Below are 16,045 nucleotides of genomic sequence, written 5' to 3'. Positions count from 1 at the left end.
CTCATGACTGATCGATATATTCATTGTTCAAGGTAACGAATCTCGCCGGGCTGTACAACTCGTTATATTGTACAACAGAATTGTAACACTGCCCGGCGAAGGTTAGCGCACGACTTCCTCGCGCGGCTCAGGCCACGAAACTGGCGGGATGCCGGCCAGTTCAGGGTGGGCAAACAGGTGCCCCTGGAACTGCGAAACGCCGGCAGATTCGAGCCACATCCACTCTTCTGGCTGCTCAATGCCCACCGCGGAGATCAATATTTCCAAAGCTGTACAACATTTGATGATGGCGAGCACAATCGCCTGCCTTGGACCACTCTTGTGCACGTCGCGGATCAGGTCCCGGTTGATCTTAATTCTGTCTGGCTGGAACTGCGCCAGCAGCAATAAGCCGGCAAACCCGCCACCGAAGTGATCGATCGCCACGCCGATACCTGCGGCTTTTAGCTCACGTACCGCGCCGGTGAACTCGTCCAGACGGGAGATAACCTCGTGCTCGGTAAACTCTACCACAATCTGCTCGGCTACCAGCCCGTTAGCTTCTATCTCCTGGAGCAGATAGTTGACCGCATTGGGAACATTGACCAGCGTCATCGGTAAAAGGTTCACTGACAGGCTCTGTTCCCCCAGCCCCAACTCGCTTGCCATCGCGAAAGCAACGCTCTTGCTTTTGAGGTCAGCTTCGTAGACAGCATCCCCTTCGAGCCCCTCAAACCAGTGCTGGGCAGACTCCCCGTCCGGGGTGCGGATCAGGGCTTCGAAGGAGACAATTTCACGGGCCAGCGGGTCGATAATCGGCTGGAACGCGAAGTTGCACGTATTGCTTAAACGCCCCTGCAGCGCGCGTACGCTGGGAGCGTCATTATCCGGGACAAATACCCAGTGATCCCCTGACGGCAGCTCAAAGTAGTTCTCTTTCTCACTCTCCTCGACGAAGGTTCTGAAGAACTGCAGCGCCCTGTCGTTGTAGGTCATCTGGTACTTTGTGGTGCCCTTATCCAGCACGTTTTGCATCACCTCGTGACGGTCATAGTGACGCAGATCGAAGAGTTCCATGCCGTACTTGCCGAAGCGTCGGGCGCGGGAGTAATCGCACAACAGTTCCACCACGTTGTGGTGACGCGGGTCTTCACAGATCGCGCGGTAAATGGCTCTTACCTTCTCCTCAGGTCCTTCGAGCAGCTGAAAAAAGAGCTTGCCGGTAAACAGGAGAATGCCGCTTACGCCGGCCTCTCTGTTTTTTACATTCGCTGCAACAACCATGTCTTCCAGCACGGTAACCGGTACGTCGTCACGAAAATGACTACGGTAAATGATGGTAGTGAGCATCGGGTTTCCAATAAGAGGAGGTGAATGAAAGTCCACAGTATCAGATGGTTGGCTGCACGTCTTGGCAGCCTGCCCAGACGGGAAAATAGCCCGTCACCTGTACCCGCCTTAATGACGAAAATCGTCGACAATGTACAATCTTTTTAGACTGTTTTACACAATTTGTATTTTTTAAGATGTTGAATAGAAACACTTAGCACGTATTGATCAAAATATATTTGTTAACTTGTACAATTAGTATGTACAGTATTTACCAGTTAACAAGATATTAACCATTTAAATACAGCGGAATTCAGGAGTGACATATGCGCGAGAACGGGTACACACCGAACACAGCCAATGCCATTGCCCAGTACTTTAACAAAGCAAACCAGCCCTCCCAGCAGGAGACGCTGGGTCAAATTGTGGTTGAAATTCTACGGGAAGGAAAAATCCTTAACCGAAAGGCGATTTGTACCCGTCTTCTTCACCGCATGGAACAGGCGTCGGATCGGGAAGAGGAGAGCCGATATCAAACTCTGGTTGGCCTGCTGTTTGAACGTTAAGCGATACGCCACAGCAGCTGATTACCTTGTTTTTTGAGTCAGTTTTTTCTTTGCAACAGTTTTTTTATACTGTCGCCACAGACTGACTTTATGCCGCTTCTCTCCTGGCAGGAAGATGCGGCGACAGAGACGTAGTTATGAACAGAAGTGACCATGAACGACTGACTGATGAACTTATTGGCGAAGCCACGTTTTCTTTACTGAAAGATAATGGCCCCATCAGCATGAAGCTGTTGCTGGAGAGGCTGCAGCAGATGTTATCGGTAGAGCAGGACGGGCAGCGCCGGAATGCGCTTTCCCAAATTATTCTGGAAATTTCCAATGATGGAAAAGGGAGCGCCCGGCGTAATAACCAAAGTGAACAACAGGCGTGGGACACGGATGGTCGACACAGCAGCAGCAATGTCTATCCTCTGTTTGGCAATAGCCCGCAAGCCAACAGAAATAAGCATTAACTGCATAATTAACTTATATAACTGAACCGGTGTGACACTATGAGCCAGGCTATGCTCCAGAATAATGATTTTTACGACGAACTGCCCAATGCTGCATTGTCCAACTACTTTCGCAGTGCTGGCGGTTTGCTGGCCGAAGAGTGGGCGCTGCTTCAGACTGTAACGGGTGCCATTCTGGATGCGAAGGAACCGCTGACTAACAAAGCGATTATTTTACGTTTGATCCGCGAAATTGAATCGACGCGCGACGTTGTCCGTGCCGATGTCATTCGTAAGACCCTGGAAATCATTGTCGATCACACCCAGGACGACCTCTGATTCCCCACGCCTGAGCTGATGCCGACGGTACTGTCCTGCCGTCGGCGTTTACTCACTCAATGGTTTACCTCCCCTTCCCGCAGCGCTACAATGCCCGCCCTTAATGTATGGGATCTCCTCCCGGCGCCCACCTTGTGCGCGCATCTGACCTGTCATCAGAACGAGAACGAACATGTTTAAACCGGAACTCCTCTCCCCGGCGGGAACGCTGAAAAATATGCGTTACGCTTTCGCCTACGGCGCCGATGCCGTTTATGCGGGCCAGCCGCGCTACTCCCTGCGCGTGCGTAATAATGAATTTAACCATGAGAATCTGCAGCTCGGCATCAACGAAGCCCACGCGCAGGGTAAAAAATTCTACGTGGTGGTCAACATCGCGCCGCATAACGCCAAGCTGAAAACGTTTATCCGTGACCTGAAGCCGGTGGTGGAGATGGGGCCAGACGCGTTGATCATGTCGGACCCGGGTTTGATCATGCTGGTGCGGGAGCACTTCCCGGAGATGGACATTCATCTCTCGGTACAGGCCAACGCCGTAAACTGGGCGACGGTGAAATTCTGGAAGCAGATGGGGCTGACCCGCGTGATATTGTCCCGCGAGCTGTCGCTGGAAGAGATCGAAGAGATCCGCACCCAGGTGCCAGACATGGAGCTGGAGATATTCGTTCACGGCGCGTTGTGCATGGCCTACTCTGGCCGCTGCCTGCTCTCCGGGTATATCAACAAGCGTGACCCGAACCAGGGCACCTGCACCAACGCCTGCCGCTGGGAGTATAACGTTCAGGAAGGTAAGCAGGATGAGGTAGGCAATATCGTGCATAAGCACGAGCCTATTCCGGTGCAAAATATTGAACCGACGCTGGGTATCGGGGCTCCGACCGACAGCGTGTTTATGATTGAAGAGGCCCAGCGCCCGGGTGAATACATGACCGCGTTCGAAGACGAGCACGGCACCTATATTATGAACTCCAAAGATCTGCGTGCCATTGCCCACGTGGAGCGCCTCACCCAGATGGGTGTGCACTCCCTTAAAATCGAAGGCCGCACCAAGTCCTATTACTACTGCGCGCGTACCGCCCAGGTTTATCGCCAGGCGATTGACGATGCGGCTGCAGGTAAACCGTTCGACAGTACCCTGTTGCAAACGCTGGAAGGGCTGGCGCACCGCGGTTATACCGAAGGCTTCCTGCGACGCCATACCCATGACGATTACCAGAACTATGAATATGGCCACTCGGTTTCTGAACGCCAGCAGTTTGTCGGCGAGTTCACCGGCGAGCGCAAGGGCAACCTTGCGGCGGTGGCGGTTAAAAACAAGTTCCTCGTAGGCAACAGCCTGGAGTTGATGACCCCGCAGGGCAATATCAACTTTACCCTGGAGCATATGGTGAATGGCAAAGGCGAGTCGGTCACCGTCGCACCGGGAGATGGACATACCGTCTGGCTGCCGGTCCCGGAAGAGATTGCCCTGGATTATGCGTTACTGATGCGTAATTTTAACGGCGAAAATACCCAAGCGCCGCACGTTAAGTAATGAAAGCGGGTTATTTTTTGGTATGAGATGATTCTTAGAATTCGATCACATACCGCTGCGTTTGATGAGGGTATTATTGCCAACGCTGAAAAACATAACCCATAAATGCTAGCTGTACCAGGAACCACCTCCTTAGCCTGAGTAATCTCCCTTACGCAGGCTAATTTTTTTGTCTAAAAACCCCTTCTTTTTTCTACCCAGTATCGTAACGACCTCAAAGCCCGCCCTTAACGTAAATTTCTTTCTTTTTTCGCCGGGAAGTGACTTAATTTATCAATTTATTAAAGTCAGGTTATTCATAAACATGTCTGATGCTATTCTTCTTATGAAGGAAATTTCACTTAAGGAGAAGGAGGAAATATGTACTGGGTGGTTGAAAAAAGGATGGTTTGCCCTCGTACTGGAACAATTTTTATACATGTACTCACCGTTAAAAATCTCAGGCTGATAATCTGGTACAAGGGAGATTATTTTATCAGCGTCGGCTCGGTCCTTGTGACAAGTCCCTTCGGTATTGTTATCGACGGTAAAATCAGAGCACTAAACATTCTTCGTACATTCCCTTATAACCCCACGCTTTGGTCATCATTTCTGAAAAGTTCCGGCTGCCCTGGCAATGAGGGGGCGCTGATCACCCGCTGTATGCATCGTCGCGACTGCGTCTTTGCATTATGTCCCTATGGCGCGATAACGTCTTAATATCCTGACCGAGTGGCGCAAACTTAGGATCGCCACTCATTTAATTTTTCGCCTTTCGTCCTCTTCTTACCCGCTTTTCTCCGCGCTGCGATACACTTCTTGAAGATCAGCACAGGAGCAACGTGGATGGCGACCTATCCGGCAAGTTTATTAATTCTCAATGGTAAAAGCGCGGGCAACGATCTTTTGCGCGAGGCGGTTACACTGTTACGCGACGAAGGCGTTCAAATCCACGTGCGCGTCACCTGGGAAAAAGGCGACGCGGCACGCTATATCAATGAAGCCCGCACGCTTGGCGTCGAGACGGTCATTGCGGGCGGTGGTGATGGCACCATTAACGAGGTGGCGTCCGCATTAATTAATCTGCAGGGCGATCACCGTCCCGCGCTGGGTATACTGCCCCTCGGCACAGCGAACGACTTTGCCACCAGCGCAGGCATCCCGGAGGCGCTCGATAAAGCCCTGCAGTTGGCTATCGCCGGAAAAGCCACGGCGGTAGATATTGCCCGGGTCAACGACAAAACCTGCTTTATCAATATGGCGACGGGGGGATTTGGCACCCGTATTACCAGCGAAACCCCGGAAAAACTGAAAGCGGCATTGGGTGGGGTCTCGTACCTGATCCATGGTCTGGCGCGATTAGATACCCTGAAACCCGATCTGTGCGAAATCCGCGGCGAGAACTTCCACTGGCAGGGTAACGCCCTGGTGATTGGCATCGGCAATGGCCGTCAGGCAGGCGGCGGTCAGCAGCTTTGCCCGGAGGCGCTGATCAATGACGGGCTGCTCGGGGTGCGTATCATCACTGGCGATGAGCTGCTGCCTGCCCTGTTCACTACTCTGACCAAAGCGGAAGAGAGCCCGCATCTTGTGGATGGCGAGTCGGCGTGGTTCGAAATTCAGGCGCCGCACGGCATGACCTTTAACCTGGATGGCGAGCCGTTGAGCGGGGACCACTTCCACATCGCCCTTTTGCCGGGGGCGCTCAATTGTCGGTTGCCGCCGGACTGTCCGCTTCTGCGCTGAGTTGCCCGGCGGCGCTGCGCTTGCGCAGGTCTACGGGTTTTGTAGGCCGGGTAAGGCGAAGCCGCCACCCGGCAAACAGACCGCACTAATAGACCGCCACCTCCCTCGCCATCTCGCGGCTGTACTGCTGGCTGGCGCTGACCAGCATTCGGGTGTAATCGGTTTTTGCCTGCCCCGCCACCAGGTCATCCACTGTCAGCGTTTCCAGAATTTTGCCGTACTGCATCACCGCCACCTTCTGGCAGAGATGGGCGATCACCCCCAGGTCATGGGTCACCATCAGGTAGGTGAGTTTCGACTCGCGCTGCAGTTCCGCCAGCAGGTTTAAGATTTCTGCCTGTACCGAGACGTCCAGCGCTGAGGTAGGTTCATCCAGCAACAGCACCTGCGGCTCCAGGATCAGTGCCCTGGCAATGGCCACGCGCTGGCGCTGGCCGCCGGAGAGCTGATGCGGGTAGCGGTCGCGGAAAGCGCGATTGAGACCAACCTTGTCCAGTAAGCCGTGAATACGTCGCTCCCGGTCGTTAATGCCGTGAATTTGCAGCGGCTCTTCCAGAATATCGCCGATGGTGTGCCGGGGGTGCAGCGAACCGTACGGGTCCTGAAATACCATCTGCACCAGACGGCAGCGTTGCGGGCTGATGCGCCGCTCCAGCGCCTGGCCGTTAATCGCCAGCGCCCCCTCCCAGTGGGTGAATAATCCTGCCAGGCACTTTAACACCGTGGTTTTACCGGAACCCGACTCCCCTACCAGGCCATAAATCTCCCCTGGCTGCACGCTGATATTGACGTCGTACAGAACCTGGCTGCGTTTTTCCCCTTCACCAAAAGCCAGATTCAGGTTTTTTACCTCGATCATCTTCGCTCCTTATTCGGTCAGCCAGCTGGCCTGGCGCTGCAACACCGGCAGCACCGGACGGCGGTGATTCATCTCAGGCAGGGCATTGATCAACCCCTGCGTGTAGGGGTGCTTCGCGTTGTGCAGATCGTGGGCGGCGATGGACTCCACCACCCGCCCGGCGTACATCACCAGCACCCGGTCACAGAAGCTGCGCACCAGGTTGATATCGTGACTGATAAAGATCAGCCCCAGCCCGCGGGACTGGACTAAATCGTCCAGCAGGCCCAGCACCTGTAGCCGCACCGAGACGTCCAGCGCTGACGTCGGCTCATCGGCAATCACCAGCTCCGGGTCGGTGATCAGCATCATGGCGATCATGATGCGCTGCCCCTGCCCGCCGGAGATCTCATGCGGATAGAGCTGATAGACCCGCTCCGGCTGGCGAATGCGCACTACATCGAGCATCTCCAGCACTTTGGCTTTCGCCTCGGCCTTACGCCCAGGATGATGAGTCAGCCAGGCCTCGGCAATCTGATCCCCAACGCAGACCACCGGGTTCAGGGAGTACTTCGGATCCTGCATGATCATCGAGATGCGCTTGCCGCGGATGCCGCGCATCTGCGCCTCGCTGACGCTGCGTAAATCGACATCGCCAAACTGCATTCGGGTGGCAGTGATCTGCGCCTTTGCCGGGTGCAGGCGCAGCAGCGCCCGCCCGACGGTGGATTTCCCGGAGCCCGACTCACCGACAATCGCCAGCTTCTCGCGCCCGAGCTGAAAGGAGACGCCGCGCACCGCGTGGGTGACCGCGCGTCCGTTGATAAAATCGACGTGCAGATCGCGCACGTCGAGCAGCGGCGCATCAGGCGCTGCGAGGATCGAGGATGTCACGTAAGCCATCTCCTAAGAAGTTGAACGCCAGGCTGTTAATCAGGATCGCCAGCCCCGGAATTGTCACCACCCACCAGCACTCCATCATGTAGGTGCGGCCGCTGGAGATCATCGCCCCCCACTCCGGCTCCGGCGGCTGCGCGCCAAGGCCGAGGAAGCCCAGCCCGGCAGCGGTCAGGATGATCCCGGCCATATTCATGGTGATACGGATAATCACCGACGGCAGGCACAGCGGCACGATGTGGCGCCACAGCACCCGTACCGGGGAGGCCCCCTGCAGACGCACGGCGGAGATAAAGTCGGCCTGGCGTAACGACAGGGTTTCAGCGCGAGCCAGTCGGGCTATCGGCGGCCAGGCGGTGAGCGTAATGGCGATCACCACATGTTCCAGCCCCGGGCCGAGCGCTGCGACAAACGCCAGCGCCAGCACCAGGCTCGGGAAAGAGATAAAGATATCGGTGACGCGCATCAGGACCGCATCCACCTTGCCGCCAAAGTAGCCGGCGGTAACACCCAGCAGCAGCCCCAGCGGGCCAACGGTGACCGACACCAGCAGTACGATATAGAGCGTGATGCGCGAGCCGTAGACCAGGCGGCTGAAGATATCCCGGCCAAATTCGTCAGTGCCGAACCAGTGCTGCGCGTTCGGCGCCACCAGGGCGTTGTTGAGATCCTGCACCAGCGGGTTGTACGGGGCGATCCAGGGCGCGAAGGCCGCCACGATCAACAGCAGCAGAATAATGCCGCCGCCAATGGCCGTCAGCGGGTTACGCGCCATCTGCCCGGCAAACCCAAAGGTGCGGCGGGCCATCCGCGCCAGACGCTGGCGCCCTTCGCTGCGGGAAGCGCGCAGCGGTGTATCCAGAGAAACGGTCATGATTTCGTCCTCGGGTCAAAGAGTTGATACAGCATGTCGGAGAGCAGATTGAGCATCACGAAGATCATCCCCACCAGCAGCACGCAGCCCATCACCGCATTCATATCCCCCAGCAGCAGGCTGCCGGTGAGATAGGAGCCAAAGCCCGGCCAGGAGAAGACGGTTTCAATCAGCACCGCCCCTTCCAGCAATGAGCCGTAGGCCAGCGCCACCACCGTCAGCAGCTGCACGAGGATGTTGCGAAACGCATGGTTCCAGATCACCTGGCGCTCGGTTAAGCCTTTTACCCGGGCGGTGATAATGAACTCCTGCGACAGCTGGGCCAGCATAAAGCTGCGGGTCATGCGGCTAATGTAAGCCAGGGAGTGGAAGCCCAGCAGCGAGGCGGGCAGCACCAGATGGTTAATGGCGTTCCAGAAGACCGCGCTATTACCCGCCAGCAGGGCATCGACGGTCATCAGTCCGGTGCGACGCGGCACCAGGCCATCCAGCCCTAAATCCAGCCGTCCGGCGCCCCCTACCCAGCCAAGCCAGGCGTAGAACAGCAGCAGCCCCATCATTCCCACCCAGAAGATTGGCGTGGAGTACCCGGCCAGGCTGATGATGCGTACCACATAATCCGAGACGCTGTTACGGCGCGCGGCCGCCAGCACCCCAAGCGGGATCCCTAAACCGGCGCCGACAATAATCGCCATGGTTGCCAGCTCCAGGGTGGCCGGGAAGACGCGCAGAATATCATCCAGCACCGGTTTGCCGGTCAGCAGGGCATTGCCAAAATCGCCGTGCAGCAGGTTATTGAGGTAGATCCCGAACTGGGTCAGCAGGGATTTATCGAAGCCCAGCTGTTGATAGACCTGCTGATAGGTGCTGTGGTCCGCATCCGGGCCGACAATGGCCAGCACCGGGTCGACCGGCATGACGCGGCCAATGAAAAAGGTCAGCACCAGCAGGCCGAACAGGGTCACCAGTACCTGGGTCAGGCGTTTTGAAAAACGCCGGGTGCGGGAGCCTGGGGCGAGGATCGCAACACTCATTTTTCACCTCCGGTTTTGTAGACTTCCCGCAGGAAGGTGGTGGCGGAGGGATGCGACTGGAAGTTTTTCACCTCGTTACGCACCACCACCGAATCGACCATCTGGGAGAGCGGGATCAGCGCCGGGATCAACTGGTCGTAACGCACCTGAATCTGCTGATAGTCGGCGATCTGTTTTTGCGGATCGCGCTCCAGCAGCGCTTTATCGATCATCTCGTTCAGCGTTTTGTCGTAAAAACTGGTGCGCCAGCCCTGGAAGTTTGTCAACCGGGCTTCATCGCTGTTGTCCGGGTTATAGACCAGCGCGCGCAGGCTGGAGTGCGGGTGCGGCTCCACGCCGCTGCCGCCGCGCCCCACCAGCATGTCGAACTTACGCTCGCGCATCGCGCCGTAGATCTGATTCCCGGTGCCGGTAATGATTTTGGCGTTGATACCCGCCTGCATCAGGGTGGACTGTACGGCGATGGCGATATTGAGGAACGGCTGATCCGCCAGCACCCGCAGGGTGGTGTCAAAACCTTCCGGATAGCCCGCCTCCGCCAGCAGCTTTCTGGCGCGCGGAATATCAAGTTTGTAGCCCGGATCCGGCAGCGTCGACGGCATTCCCGCTTTGATGGGCCGCTGGTGCAGCACGCCATAGCCCGGCATCAGCGCCTTGTTGATACCCTGATAGTCAATGAGATAGCGCACCGCCTCGCGCACTTTCGGGTTGGCGAAGTGTTTCTCCTTCATGCTCATCGCCACGTAGTAGACCGTGCCCTTTTGCACGGCTTCGACGGTGAGCTGCGGATCCTTGCGCAGGGCGTTGATGTCAGCCACCGCCATGTTGCTGGCGATATCCAGATCGCCTTTCTCCACCATCAGGCGCAGGGTTTGCGACTCCTGGAAGTGGCGCAACACCACGCGGTTCATCTTCGGCTCTTCGCGCCAGTAGTGCGGATTGCGCTGCATGCGCAGCACATCTTTTGCCTGCCAGGTCTCCAGCATAAACGGTCCGGATCCGGCTTCGTTGGTGGTGAGCCAGCGGTTGCCCCAGTCGTTGTTCACCTCGTGGCCGAGCACCGTTTTGCGGTCCAGCACGCCAAGGTTGCCCAGCGCCCCCAGGGAGTAAATCACCAGCTGTGGATCGTTGGCCTTAGGCAAGGTGAGCTGCACGGTGTAGTCATCCAGGGCCTTAATCTGCTGGTCGATGTTCTTCTTACTGAAACCGTAAGATTTCCATACCGAGGCCTGAGCGAGGTTGAGGTGCAGCAGGCGGCGCATGGACCACACCACGTCTTCGGCGGTCAGCGGGTTACCGGAGTGGAAGGTGACGTTATCGCGCAGGTGGAAGGTCAGGGTTTTGCCGTCCGGCGAGATATCCCATGATTTCGCCAGCGCCGGTTTGACGTTGGTGAGCGTGTTAGGATCCAGTTCCACCAGCGAATCGTAGAGATTGACCACAATGCCCACCACCTCGTTGCCGGTCATCGCGGCCGGATCGAGGGTCAGCAGGTTGTTCATATTCATACCGATGATGAGCTGATCGGGCGGCGTTTTCGCGTACGCCGCACCGCTCCCCATCATCAGCGAGAGCGCGAGTAAACACGCCCTCGTGAGGGAGTTTTTCTTCATCTGTGTATACCGTTTGTAGGGTAGAAGTTTTATTTATCAGTCGTGGCTGACGGTATTGGCTTCGATATACGCAAAATTAATCTCTTCGCCGAGTCCCGGGCGCGTCGGCAGGCTGACCATGCCCTCATCATCCATCGGGTCGATCAGGCTGTGCAGGTACGCAGCTGGCTCATCGTAATCGAGGAACGGGTGCAGCAGTCCGCGCTCGTACCAGCGGCAGTTCTTGATCGCGCCAATCACCGCCAGGCTCGCCGCGCCGTTGCCGTGCACTTCGCAGTCCATACCAAATGATTCGGCCAGGTTGGCCACTTTCAGGGTTGGCGAAATGCCGCCCACGCCATTGGCACCGGCGCGCAGGATGTCGCACGCCCCGGCTCTAACCCAGTCGGCGCGGCTGTGGTGTTTACCGCCCAGGCTTTCCGGCCCGATAATCGGAATGGAGAGGTTTTCCGCCAGCCAGGCATAGGAGGCCATGCTCTCCTCTTCCATCGGCTCTTCAAACCAGGCGAAATTGAGTTTTTCCAGCTCCTTACCGATCCACAGTGCTTCCGCGCGGCTGTACCAGTGGTAGCCGTCGATCATCAGGTCGATATCCGGCCCGACCGCTTCACGCACCGCGGCGCAGGCTTTGATATCCATCTTCGGGTTGGGGGCGAAAGAGACTGGCGGCATCCAGGTGTGGAGCTTGATCGCTTTGTAGCCGCGGGCAACCAGTTTTTCCGCGAAGCTGGCGTACTCTTCCGGGGTGGAGAGACCGCCCGGCAGGTCATCGCCGCACATGGTACTGCCGTAGGCGGGGACTTTATCGCGATAGCCGCCGAGGAGTTTCCACACCGGCATATTCAGCTTGCGGCCAATCAGATCCCACAGCGCCTGCTCGACAAAGCCCAGCGCGCGCTCGGTCAGCTGATGAGCGCTGCCGCGCTGCCAGTGCGCCAGCTCCTGCCAGATCTTTTCGCGATTAAACGCATCCTGGCCGATCAGCACCTTACGGAAGAAGGTATTGACCACAAAGGGGCGCACCACTTCCGGCGGTGCAAAGGCGTACCCTTTAGTGCCATCGTCTGCGGTAATGGTCAGCATCGCCATTTTCGCCAGGCTTTCCGGTCCCGGATGGGAATGTCCGGCGCTGTCAGAGACCCGGCGGGTGGGATACTGAAAGACGGTGACGTTTACAGATTCGATTTTCATTTTTTGTCCTTAAAACGGCGTAGGTTCAGCGTGTTCTTTCATTTTGAAAAGCTGTTTCGAAACTAACTTTAAGCGCAAAATTCGTCCACTGCCTTAGACAAATTCCGCTAAGCGCTGACCATTTTTTGTGCATCTGCACGGGAGGGAGTGATACTTTTCACAAAAGAGAGGGGAAATGTGAAGTGGATCGGAAGGGTGATTTGAATGAAATGAAACAAGGTTTCGTTAGCAGTTCTCGTCGCTGTAGGCCGGGCAAATAAAGTGCCGCCCGGCATCTGCCCCTCTTCCAACGGAAGAGGGGCAGAATGGCTAGGCGATAGTGACTTTTTTATCGAGATAGACGTCCTGCACGGCGTTAATCAGCTTCACGCCGTCGGCCATCGATTTTTTAAACGCCTTACGGCCAAGGATCAGCCCCATACCGCCCGCGCGTTTATTGATCACAGCCGTGCGCACCGCATCGGTGAGATCGGTCTCGCCTCCTGCCGCACCGCCTGAGTTGATCAGCCCCGCGCGGCCCATATAGCAGTTCGCCAGCTGGTAGCGCACCAGGTCGATGGGGTTATCGCTGGTCAGTTTGCTGTAGACCCGATCGTCGGTATAGCCAAACTTGACCGCCGTATAGCCGCCGTTGTTCTCGGCCATTTTCTGCTTAACGATATCCGCCCCGATGGTGGCCGCCAGATGGTTGGCCTGCCCGGTTAAATCGGCAGAGACGTGGTAATCCGTGCCGTCTTTATTGAAGGCCGGGTTACGCAGATAGGCCCACAGCACCGTCACCATGCCCAGCTCATGGGCACGCTCGAAGGCGGCGGAGATCTCTTCTATCTGGCGGCGCGACTGCTCCGAGCCGAAATAGATGGTCGCCCCTACCGCTACCGCACCCATGTTGAACGCCTGCTCGACGCTGGCATACAGGGTCTGATCATATTCGGTAGGGTAGCTCAGGGTTTCGTTGTGGTTGAGCTTGACGAGGAACGGGATGCGGTGGGCATAACGTCGCGAGACCGAGGCCAGCACGCCATAGGTGGAGGCCACGCAGTTACAGCCCGCCTCGATCGCCAGCTCGACGATATTCTTCGGATCGAAATAGAGCGGGTTAGCGGCAAACGACGCCCCGGCCGAGTGCTCCACCCCCTGGTCCACCGGCAGGATCGACAGATAGCCGGTTCCCCCCAGACGCCCGGTGTTATACAGGGTCTGCATATTTCGCAGTACCGCTGGCGGGCGGTTGTTGTCGACCATCACGCGGTCAACGTAGTCGTGGCCAGGCAGATAGAGCTGGTCGGCTGGAATGGTCATACAACGATGCTGTAACAGGCTTTCGGCATCTTTGCCAAGCAACTGCGCAATATCAGTCATAGTTTTGCTCCCCTTAGTGCCGACGGGCTGTCGGCATGTTTTCTCCAGGCTCACAGGATTGCGAGCTCCCTAAGCCTGGTCCGTGGGTGGCGATTTTTCCAGCGATAAGCGCTAACCTTCACCACCAGGCATGGAAATGGTGGACCGGACCAATGCCCTGCCCCACTTCCAGCGTGTCCGCCTCTGCCAGCGCGCAGGAGAGCCAGGCTTTGGCCTCGCGCACCGTATCCGCCCAGCTATCATGCCGCGGGCGCAGCGCAGCCAGCGCGGCCGAGAGCGTACAGCCGGTGCCGTGGGTATTTTTAGTATTGATGCGCGGGGCGGTAAAACGCAGGGTTCCATCCCGGGTGAACAGCCAGTCGGGGCTTTCAGGATCGTCCAGATGCCCGCCCTTCATCAGCACCGCTTCACACCCCATCGCCAGCAGGGCATCGCCCTGGGCTTTCATCTCCTGCTCATTGCGGGCATGGGGCGCATCCAGCAACGCCGCGGCTTCGGGTAAGTTAGGGGTAATGAGCGCCACCTGCGGCAGCAGTTTCTTACGCAGCGTATCGACGGCGGAAGGTGAAAGGAGCGGATCGCCACTTTTCGCCAGCATCACCGTATCCAGTACCACGTTTTTAACCTGATGACGCAGGAGCTGCTCCGCGACGGCCTCGACGATATCGGCCTCCGCCAGCATGCCAATTTTGGTGGTGTCGATGCGCACATCGCTGAACACCGACTCCAGCTGCGCCGCTACAAAATCAGGCTCAATGCGATAGACCGACTGCACCCCCCGGGTATTCTGGGCTACCAGGGCGGTGATCACCGAGCAGCCGTATGCGCCGAGCGCGGAGAAGGTTTTCAGGTCAGCCTGGATGCCAGCGCCGCCGCTGGGGTCGGTACCGGCAATGGTCAGGGCATTAATGCGTTTCATCGTTGTGCCCCCAGAGCCCACAGGGCATCAAGGAACGTTGCCGCAAAACTGCCCGGCCCGCGGCTTTGAGCAGCCGCAAGGGTACCGGCCCGTTTCATCCAGCCACAGGCCGCCGCGATGTTATCCAGCCGGTCGCCCGGCAGCGAACAGCTGGCCGCCACCACCGCCGATAGCGCACAGCCGGTGCCCACCACCCGGGTCATCATCGGGTCGCCCCCCGTCAGGGTCTGGGTGCGCAGTCCGTCAGTGACGTAATCCACCTCCCCCGTCACCACCACAATCGCATTGGTTTGCCGCGCCAGCGCCTGGGCAGCGGGCAGCGCGCTGGCCGCCGTGTCGGTGGTGTCCACCCCGCGCCCGCCCGCGCTCATCCCGGCGAGCGCGAGAATTTCCGAGGCATTGCCGCGAATGGCCGCCGGTTTCAGGGTGAGAATTTGCTGGCAAAAACGGGTGCGGTACGCCAGCGCGCCAACGGCTACCGGATCGAGCGTCCAGGGCTTGTCCGCCGCCACCGCGCTTTCAATGGCCCGGCGCATCGCCTGGGCGCGCGGTGCGGTCAGGGTGCCGACGTTGATCAGCAGCGCATCGGCCAGCGCGGAGAATTGTTCCGCCTCTTCGGCTTCAATCACCATCGCCGGTGATGCACCAAGGGCCAGCAGGACATTGGCGGTAAAGGTCTGCACCACGTCGTTGGTCATGCAGTGGGTCAGCGGAGAACGGGTTCGGAAATGGTGTAAGGCGTGTAGATTAAGCAGGTCAGGCTGCATGGTATCGCTCCTGCCTTGCGCGAAGAAGCGATAGCCCGGAGGGCATCTGACTTCCCTACGCTGGCATTATCCAGATCAGGTGGTACGGGTATATTCTCAGCCTTCACAAAGAAGGGCACCCCGAGTCAAATCGATTACAAAACAATCACTTACACAGAAACAAATTGTAGGCGTTTAGTGTAACCGGGGCCGTAGGCAGGGTGCAAGGATTATCGATTTATCACAGTGCTTATCACAGCAGTTATCACACCAGAAATAGGTTTCTCACGTAATTAATTACCTGAAATGTGCTCACCCGCTTGTATATCCGCTTGAGGTGAAGAGCGTAGGTAAGTTGTAACTGTCGCAGGCTTCCAGTTACTCGTCTCCGGGCAATCGCTTCTTCGCGTAAGGCAGGAGCAAAAGACAGAAGAAACGCTAACTGCGTTAGCTGTCCGATAGTAAGGGTGTGGGTCAAGACAACAAGATTAAGTAAGGTTATAAATCATTCAAATTATTAAAACCCTCTTTCACTCGACACTAAAACAAATTAGAATTGGCAATCAGATTTCATAGTAAAGAGAGTTAAAACCTTTAGTTTAATAGCTAAAATTATACTAGGGTTGTTTGTGAAGCTGCTTTAGCGCTCTTCATTATTTAATTTA

Annotated in this window: 15 protein-coding genes and 1 riboswitch; of the genes, 5 read left to right on the top strand and 10 right to left on the bottom strand. The window is 57.0% G+C overall.

The features are described 5' to 3' along the window. Positions 1-102: 102 nt before the first annotated feature. Complete coding sequence (locus B3X29_RS01065; RefSeq protein WP_103180241.1) at positions 103-1,329, bottom strand: diguanylate phosphodiesterase; 1,227 nt, start codon at positions 1,327-1,329, stop codon at positions 103-105. 305 nt (positions 1,330-1,634) lie between these two features. Between B3X29_RS01065 and ycgZ the strand changes: the two genes are divergently transcribed. The 5 genes from ycgZ (at position 1,635) to yegS (ending at position 5,906) form a co-directional block, all read left to right on the top strand. Beyond that, on the top strand, positions 1,635-1,874 hold the full coding sequence (gene ycgZ / locus B3X29_RS01060) for a regulatory protein YcgZ (protein ID WP_103180242.1): 240 nt from the start codon (positions 1,635-1,637) through the stop codon (positions 1,872-1,874). A 137-nt stretch (positions 1,875-2,011) separates the two neighbouring features. Beyond that, positions 2,012-2,329, top strand: a complete 318-nt coding sequence (locus tag B3X29_RS01055; RefSeq protein WP_156654881.1) for a hypothetical protein — start codon at positions 2,012-2,014, stop codon at positions 2,327-2,329. 39 nt (positions 2,330-2,368) lie between these two features. Then, positions 2,369-2,647, top strand: coding sequence for a biofilm development regulator YmgB/AriR family protein (locus B3X29_RS01050; protein WP_103180244.1), 279 nt, complete (start codon positions 2,369-2,371; stop codon positions 2,645-2,647). A 172-nt stretch (positions 2,648-2,819) separates the two neighbouring features. Beyond that, positions 2,820-4,181 (top strand): tRNA 5-hydroxyuridine modification protein YegQ, encoded by a 1,362-nt coding sequence (gene yegQ, locus B3X29_RS01045; protein WP_103180245.1) that lies wholly within the window; start codon positions 2,820-2,822, stop codon positions 4,179-4,181. A gap of 825 nt (positions 4,182-5,006) precedes the next feature. Next, complete coding sequence (gene yegS, locus B3X29_RS01040) at positions 5,007-5,906, top strand: lipid kinase YegS (protein WP_159339571.1); 900 nt, start codon at positions 5,007-5,009, stop codon at positions 5,904-5,906. An 85-nt stretch (positions 5,907-5,991) separates the two neighbouring features. Here yegS and B3X29_RS01035 read toward each other — a convergent pair whose 3' ends face one another. The 9 genes from B3X29_RS01035 to thiM form a co-directional block, all read right to left on the bottom strand. Further along, complete coding sequence (locus B3X29_RS01035) at positions 5,992-6,765, bottom strand: ABC transporter ATP-binding protein (RefSeq protein WP_103180249.1); 774 nt, start codon at positions 6,763-6,765, stop codon at positions 5,992-5,994. Positions 6,766-6,774: 9 nt separating this feature from the next. Further along, positions 6,775-7,638 (bottom strand): ABC transporter ATP-binding protein, encoded by an 864-nt coding sequence (locus B3X29_RS01030; protein ID WP_103181111.1) that lies wholly within the window; start codon positions 7,636-7,638, stop codon positions 6,775-6,777. Beyond that, on the bottom strand, positions 7,610-8,515 hold the full coding sequence (locus B3X29_RS01025; protein WP_103180250.1) for an ABC transporter permease: 906 nt from the start codon (positions 8,513-8,515) through the stop codon (positions 7,610-7,612). Before B3X29_RS01025 ends, B3X29_RS01030 begins: the two co-directional genes overlap by 29 nt. Beyond that, positions 8,512-9,549, bottom strand: coding sequence for an ABC transporter permease (locus B3X29_RS01020; RefSeq protein WP_103180251.1), 1,038 nt, complete (start codon positions 9,547-9,549; stop codon positions 8,512-8,514). Before B3X29_RS01020 ends, B3X29_RS01025 begins: the two co-directional genes overlap by 4 nt. Next, positions 9,546-11,162, bottom strand: a complete 1,617-nt coding sequence (locus B3X29_RS01015) for an ABC transporter substrate-binding protein (protein ID WP_290503208.1) — start codon at positions 11,160-11,162, stop codon at positions 9,546-9,548. Before B3X29_RS01015 ends, B3X29_RS01020 begins: the two co-directional genes overlap by 4 nt. Before the next feature lie 36 nt (positions 11,163-11,198). Then, positions 11,199-12,353, bottom strand: a complete 1,155-nt coding sequence (locus tag B3X29_RS01010; protein WP_103180253.1) for a mandelate racemase family protein — start codon at positions 12,351-12,353, stop codon at positions 11,199-11,201. 309 nt (positions 12,354-12,662) lie between these two features. Further along, positions 12,663-13,715, bottom strand: coding sequence for a class I fructose-bisphosphate aldolase (fbaB, locus tag B3X29_RS01005; RefSeq protein WP_103180254.1), 1,053 nt, complete (start codon positions 13,713-13,715; stop codon positions 12,663-12,665). A 118-nt stretch (positions 13,716-13,833) separates the two neighbouring features. Next, positions 13,834-14,634, bottom strand: a complete 801-nt coding sequence (gene thiD / locus B3X29_RS01000; protein WP_156239338.1) for a bifunctional hydroxymethylpyrimidine kinase/phosphomethylpyrimidine kinase — start codon at positions 14,632-14,634, stop codon at positions 13,834-13,836. Further along, positions 14,631-15,401, bottom strand: a complete 771-nt coding sequence (gene thiM, locus B3X29_RS00995; RefSeq protein ID WP_159339573.1) for a hydroxyethylthiazole kinase — start codon at positions 15,399-15,401, stop codon at positions 14,631-14,633. The genes thiD and thiM overlap by 4 nt, the downstream gene beginning before the upstream one ends. A gap of 35 nt (positions 15,402-15,436) precedes the next feature. Next, positions 15,437-15,534: riboswitch (TPP riboswitch) on the bottom strand. Positions 15,535-16,045 lie beyond the last annotated feature (511 nt).

Origin of the sequence: Leclercia sp. UBA5076 (assembly GCF_002416465.1) — a bacterium.
In the GTDB taxonomy this organism is placed as follows: domain Bacteria; phylum Pseudomonadota; class Gammaproteobacteria; order Enterobacterales; family Enterobacteriaceae; genus Enterobacter.
The sequence above is the reverse complement of the archived record's forward strand: the minus strand, read 5'-3'. Positions and strand labels throughout refer to the sequence as shown.